Below are 6,589 nucleotides of genomic sequence, written 5' to 3'. Positions count from 1 at the left end.
ACTTTGTGTATGCTGCGCTTCGGTACTCGAAACTCAAGCCATTTTGACTCAATCTAGCGAAATGTAAACAGACCCTAATTTATTTTACTATTTTTTGGCCAATCATAAACATTATTAACAAGTAAGTATGTAGGTTGGTGCATTTTGAGCTGAGGTATCGTCAGTTTTTTGATAAGCCCCCCTAACTTTTTTGTCTTGCGTGTGTAGGTTGGGCCTTGGCCCAACATTTTTATATAATTCAATAATTTTTTATTTGTTCTTATCTCAGATTAAAGAAAAGTTGGGCCAAGGCCCAACCTACAGTTCTGCTATTTTGGGGTTAGCAATTTGGGTTTTTGACTCAACAACTCGTTGTAAATGATTTTCTATTGGGTAAAAATGACCCAACCTGCTTGCTATCGTAGTTCAGGAGAAAGGCGTAGGGTTGCTTCTTCATCAATCTCTTTTAAATTTTTTTGTGTATCCGTTGTAGAGCCAAATGGGTTTGAAGGTTTAAATAATATGGCTTGTTCCTCTGGAGAAAATTGCTTAACATTTTGTGCGATTTCCCTTATGGCGTGAAGCGAGCGCGTTAATTCCGATTTTGCTGCATCATAATTCGCTTTCGGACTAGCGCCAAGATATTTCTTTTCCATACTATCTGAAATACGTTGGTTTAATTCTCCAATTTTTTGGGTAATCTGCTGGATTTTTCCGGAAATTATATCGGCCTTTTTAGGTTTACCTTTAAGTCTTTCTTTCTCAGTCTCCAATCTAAATCGAACACTTTCTAGCATGCTAATCACAGATTGTGCCTGGCTAGAAAAATTTGACTTCAGGCTCTCTACAGTGTTTACCCTAGGTAAATAATTTGACGTGAAGTAAAATTCTACATCGATTATATGTTGTTCAGAATTAAATCGTACAGTCCTATTTTTCTTATTTGGTTCATCATACTTATAAGCCTCTAATTGTGAACGATATTCTTTGGCTGCATAAACTTTATTTGCCCATGGATCACAAATTACTGCATCATCGCCCCACGTTTCAGGTCGCTTTGGATCACTAGGTTGCTTTCTGTTTAAGACTAAAAATTCATGATCACCGCTATCAATATCAGAGGCGGCACGCTGAATGCTAAAGATTTCGGCATTAATCTCTGAATTTGCTTTTAATATATAATCGAGTGCTTGAAATGCAAGCTCATGACAACTACCAAAATGAGATTCGGATGAAACCTCAACAGTTGTCTCAAAACGAACCCAATGTTTATCTTCTAATGTACTTGATGCAAGTCTTTTTTTAACACCCTGATCTTTATGGTGCCTAACTTCCTCCATGAAATTATTTAGACGCTCAAATTCTGCGGGTGGTAGCGTATTATTTTCAAGATGAGTACTCCCTCCCGAAATTTTTCCACGTGCATAAGTCTTAGCCTTTTCTGCATAATCCCTCGTTTGCTCAAGAGAAAAGAGGTCCTTGGGCATAACTACTCCTTAGAACCTAATCTAGATTCTAAATTGAGTTCTATTTTTAATTATAGGTTCTTTTTGAGCTTGAGTTAAAAGATAATGCATTGCTCGTTTGATGTGTTGTTACATGAATTTACAGTCTGTAAGTATTCCTGTACTTCGGGTAATTGCTCAGCCCAATCAAGATATTCTCTTAGTGGAACATATTGGCTTTTAGTGGATCCAAAGGGTCGGCTAGGATCGACAAGCTCATCGGGTTTGCGCAAATCAGCTACCCTCGTATTAGCATTAATAACTTGCTTACTTTCTAAGAATTTGATGAGCAAATAAAATGAAAGCGAGCTTGGCCTGTAATGCCCGCTGCTATTACTAATGTGTGTAATAATTCCATTGTTTACCACCCACATACCTGCACAGCGTACGCTTTTACCCGTACTCAATGAAGAATGATGGAATTTTCCTGCTTGATGAGGATGGGTAAGAAACTGATTTTCATTATCCTTGCACCATACAAATGCTGTTGATCCATATGCTGTGCCCATTTTAAAGCTATAATTTTTCATTTGTCTTGAATTTAATTTCACGGTTTCTTCATCGCTATTTTGGGGCTTTGAAACAAGGTAATTTTGACCATCCATGTTTTTAAATGTCGCAATATGCGCAGCCTGCAAATTATAATCAATCAAATTAATTTCATGCTTTTCTTTAGAAACTCGGTTTTGAGTTAATACATCATGATTTTCTAGCCATAGAAAGAATGGAGTAGTGTCATTGCTTGCTATCCAATCTAAAAATGCAGAATTTATACCAAATTCTTTATTCGGTAATTTATTCATATTAAATTCAAATTGCCGATGTAATGGATCAATTTTTTCGAGATAGGTCCCACTGAATAATTTTAATCGTGATGGTGTATTCGATTTGTTGCGTATTTTTAAATGTTCAATCATCTCATTGCGATTAATCTGATGAGGTTTCGCAGTAGCTAAGAACGATTCCAGTTGATTAAGGTATTGTAATTTATGATTAGACTTTTTTTGTAATGACAAAATCCAGTAATCAATACTGCCTTCTAAGTTTTTTCGACTTCCTTTGGGTTTTTGACATAGATCGTCTTCGCGCGCTGCAACAAAGCGCTCACACAATTTTTCTATGTGAGATAACGCTTCTTTTCGGGCAATGATGTTGTCTGCTTTTTTCTTTTCAAGTTGATGGTATTTTATTATTGCATCCGTTATTTCAATAACAACTCGATTCTCTTTAACATAATTTGCAGCAAGTAAAATAGTTTGCCATTCATTAATCGAGTAAATATCTCGGCCGGTTATTTGAGACATTTTAGTGACTCCATATTATATTCATGTACTGTTTTCATATGGTTTTAGATCGTTGATTTTCTATAATAAAACCACTGGAAAAGTATAATAATTGCACATTAAGGAATAATTATGGGCTACTGGCTTTTTTGCGAAGCATATAAATGGAGACAAATATGAGCTTGATAACAACCCCAGGCTGCGTTTACTAAGCTGGTACACAAAAAGAATTATGATTTCACTCTATGTATTTCTTCTGTTGGAGAATTTAGTATGGAGATAATTTTATGCTTCAGATGACTTATAAGAAATCTGGAACCTATTTTTGACAAATGGGTTCCATCAGAGTAATAGGGGTGGTTATGGCGGTCACCAGAGATACAATAGCCTTTTTTACAAAAGACCTCGTATGGATCAAGAAAATAAACATTATTTTTTAGATGCATATAAGGGCAAATTCTAATTGGAAGCATGCTAAGTTTCCCTGCAAAGTTTGATTTATATATTGTGTGAGTCGTACTGCAAAATCCAATAATATTTTTATTTAAAAATCAATGAATTATTCGTTTTAACCATTGGCTTTATCTATTAAAAGTTTTTACAATAAGCAAATTCATGCCAGCCCTCTTTTGTGTTTTTAGACAGACCTCAAAATGGATGACAAGTAATAATTAAATACAACAAAGGCTTAGGGTCTGTTTACAAACTCTAGTAATTTTCACGCCTAAAAGGACCTATTATGTTTGGAAAATTTTTTTCCTATTTTACATTCTTTCCCGCCAAAGTTACTCCGAAGGGAGATCCTACACACAATAATGTGACTCACTTTGCCTTGCTGGCGCTGATGAAACAAATAGAAACTACTTATAAAAATACTCAAATCACATTAAATGAGGAAAAATTAAACATCTGGGGGCAATCCGATGTTCTAAACTGGCATAGACGATTTATTGCGAATCAAAAAGAGCTATTTGCAGCAATGGATAAAGTCGATTTGAGCTGTCTCATCACCAACAGTATTTACAATGATACAGTAAGAAACTGGATTCATGGTTTGTATAAAGTTCAACCAAGAGCTGAGGAAACATTAGTGCAATATTCTATGCGTGCAGCGAATGAATCGTGGATGTATAAGGAGAAATTCGATGAATTTAAAAGCTCTTGGGAAACTTCAAATGCGAATCTTATTAAAGCCAATGCGCTTAAAGAAATAAAAATACTTATTGAGACTAATATAGAAAAAGAGAAATTGACAAATAAAAATAAGAGTGAAGAATTAAAGCACCTATATGAGATTTATCAGCAATGTGTACAAATGGATACGTCAAACAATCCAACTCAATTATTTGATAAAATACATTCCATTTTAATTGCTTTTATTAAAGATTATTTGAAAAGCAACAATGATTCTATTAAGGAATTTATTTTTGCTCAAAATCAGGGGCACGCTGCAAATTTAATAAATTAAATACGACAGAACACCCAGTAATCGTTCAGGGGGTATGGGCTTATCTGTAAACGAACAGACAGATTTGAGTCCAGGTTGAGAGAAAACCATTCCTCATGATTTTCTCTCAAGATAGACCAAATATGGCTGTTCCTTCAATGGGGCTAAACACTTACTGCTTTCATCTCACTATTTCGGAGTAAATTGAGTTACTTGATCCACTTTTGCTGGATTTTACTTTGTTTGTGGGATGGATTCCCTAAATTCACAAACGAAGTGCAACACGAGTTATACTCGGAGTTGCTATGGGAAAACACTATTCACAACTCTCGTTGGAGGAGAGATATCGAATATCCTACTTACAAAGAGAAGGATATACACTCCAAAAAATTGCGTCAGTTATGGCTCGCTCGACATCAACAATATCTCGTGAGATAAGGCGAAATGAAACGAGTACAAAAGGTTATGATGCGAGTTATGCAGAACAGCAGACGTTAGGTCGTCGTTGGCATGGAAGTAAACTGGAGCGTCAACCAGAATTGCGTGCCCAGGTATTAGACCTTCTTGCTATGGGATGGTCTCCTGAGCAAACAGCAAAACGGCTGACGCGGGAGCAAGGATGCCGTGTTATTTCTTATGAGTCAATCTATCGTTTCATTTACAACCAAATCAAACGCACCAAAGATTACAGTTGGCGTCGTTATTTGCCTTTAGGGAAAACCAAACGTCGTCCACCTTTTAAAAAACACTATAGCTCCGTATTGACTATAAAGGACCGGGTTTCTATCCATAAACGGGATAAAAAAGTAGCGACACGCCAGCAAGCAGGCCATTGGGAAGCGGATTTAATGTTATTTTCCAAATACGGACAAGCCATTCTAGTGGCTCATGAACGTCATTCACGATTAACCTTACTTTATCCGCTGCAAACTAAAGAAGCAAAACCTATCTCTTCTCAACTCCTGTCCTTACTGACTTCGCTCCCTAAGCCTTTGGCCAAAACAATTACCTTTGATAATGGTACTGAATTCGCCCAGCATCATCTCTTGAATCAATATGGAATTAAAACCTATTTTTGTGATACCCATTCTCCATGGCAAAAAGGGGGTATTGAAAATGCTATCGGTCGTATTCGTAGATTTTTACCAAGAAAAACCAACCTCAACGACATTTCTTCACATGAGTTATTTCAGATTGTTGCCCGTTATAATTTGACTCCTAGAAAGTGCCTCGGGTATAAAACACCCCTTGAGACATTTAAGTTTTCGCTGTTGCACTTCAAATGTGAATCTACCTCCCTGCCTTCGCAGGGATGACAATCTTTTAGGTATAACAGAAATTATACTTGGCGGTAAAGCTAACCCTACCCCATCAACAAAAAAGATGAATTTTCTTTATTCCCTGTTAAATCATCCTGCTGTTCCGTTTGATATTCAAGAATATCTCCAGGCTGACACTTGAGGTAAGCACAAATCGCTTCCAATGTCGCAAAGCGTATTGCCTTAGCCTTGCCATTTTTTAAAATAGACAAATTCGCTTCAGTAATCCCTATTGCTTCTGCCAATTCTTTAAGTCTGCATTTGCGTTTTGCCATCATCACATCCAAATTAACAATAATAGACACGAGAATATTCCTTAAATTGTTAATTGCGTTTCTGATTTTAGCTGATGCGCTTCTTGAATGATCCAGGAAGCAACTAAAATAATAAAAGCCGTAATTAAAGTAGATAAATTCGCTGAATTCAAGGTAATACTGGCAATGCGTTCACCTTTAGGATTATTAAAGGTAAGTGCCGCAGTCATTAAAGGTTGATAAAATAGCTGCACTATCTCACCCAAAATCATGTAAATGCTTACCTGTTTAATTAATTTGATATTTTCCTTTTCAAACAGGTCCCCCTTCTCAAAAAGACGAAATAGCTTGGCAAGCTTATGACAAATTAAAATGGTAATGGTCAGCGGCATCCATTCGATCACTAATACGACGAAGCGATGCATCCAGGAAAAATGAGAGGGATCACGAATTTGTTCTAAAGAAATTAAAGAAGACCAGGCTCCTACATAACACATCCAATCGAACTCAAACAAGATTAAGAGGGTTGTAGTTAAAGGTATAAGCCAACAAAGGATACGAAATAGCAGGTAAAGAATATGACTGGTGTTTTTTATTTTTTTCATGATAAATACCTATTGATAAATTCCAGTAAAAATTATAACAAGAATTTATCGTTTATCAATAAAAAAATATTTAATTATGCATATTAATTGTTATTAATCATAAATCACCTCTCCATGTTCTCCAAGCGAATCAGGAGGAGAGATTCATTACAAAAAATCAATACGAAAATCAAAGTCCATTGTGACTTTACCCAATA

General features: G+C 36.0%; 7 protein-coding genes. 2 read left to right on the top strand and 5 right to left on the bottom strand.

Annotated elements, in window-relative coordinates:
* Positions 1-395: 395 nt before the first annotated feature.
* The 3 genes from Lani_RS11850 to Lani_RS21180 all read right to left on the bottom strand — a co-directional run bounded on the left by Lani_RS11850 (position 396) and on the right by Lani_RS21180 (position 3,213).
* Positions 396-1,466, bottom strand: a complete 1,071-nt coding sequence (locus tag Lani_RS11850) for a hypothetical protein (protein WP_019234936.1) — start codon at positions 1,464-1,466, stop codon at positions 396-398.
* 74 nt (positions 1,467-1,540) lie between these two features.
* Complete coding sequence (locus Lani_RS11845) at positions 1,541-2,788, bottom strand: hypothetical protein (RefSeq protein WP_019234935.1); 1,248 nt, start codon at positions 2,786-2,788, stop codon at positions 1,541-1,543.
* Positions 2,789-2,997: 209 nt separating this feature from the next.
* The gene (locus Lani_RS21180) at positions 2,998-3,213 is read right to left on the bottom strand and encodes an SGNH hydrolase domain-containing protein (RefSeq protein ID WP_223499582.1); all 216 of its coding nucleotides are present in this window, start codon (positions 3,211-3,213) and stop codon (positions 2,998-3,000) included.
* A 293-nt stretch (positions 3,214-3,506) separates the two neighbouring features.
* Here Lani_RS21180 and Lani_RS11840 point away from each other — a divergent pair, with 293 nt between their 5' ends.
* Complete coding sequence (locus Lani_RS11840; RefSeq protein ID WP_019234934.1) at positions 3,507-4,235, top strand: hypothetical protein; 729 nt, start codon at positions 3,507-3,509, stop codon at positions 4,233-4,235.
* A 284-nt stretch (positions 4,236-4,519) separates the two neighbouring features.
* Entirely contained in the window at positions 4,520-5,530 is a 1,011-nt protein-coding gene (locus Lani_RS11835) for an IS30 family transposase (protein ID WP_019232779.1), read from the top strand.
* A gap of 47 nt (positions 5,531-5,577) precedes the next feature.
* Here the strand turns inward: Lani_RS11835 and Lani_RS11830 are convergent, their stop codons facing one another.
* Together Lani_RS11830 and Lani_RS11825 are read right to left on the bottom strand one after the other, a co-directional pair.
* Entirely contained in the window at positions 5,578-5,838 is a 261-nt protein-coding gene (locus tag Lani_RS11830) for a helix-turn-helix domain-containing protein (protein ID WP_019232778.1), read from the bottom strand.
* Positions 5,839-5,849: 11 nt separating this feature from the next.
* On the bottom strand, positions 5,850-6,392 hold the full coding sequence (locus Lani_RS11825) for a DUF2975 domain-containing protein (RefSeq protein ID WP_019232777.1): 543 nt from the start codon (positions 6,390-6,392) through the stop codon (positions 5,850-5,852).
* Positions 6,393-6,589 lie beyond the last annotated feature (197 nt).

Origin of the sequence: Legionella anisa (assembly GCF_001467525.1) — a bacterium.
GTDB classification, from domain to species: domain Bacteria; phylum Pseudomonadota; class Gammaproteobacteria; order Legionellales; family Legionellaceae; genus Legionella; species Legionella anisa.
The sequence above is the reverse complement of the archived record's forward strand: the minus strand, read 5'-3'. Positions and strand labels throughout refer to the sequence as shown.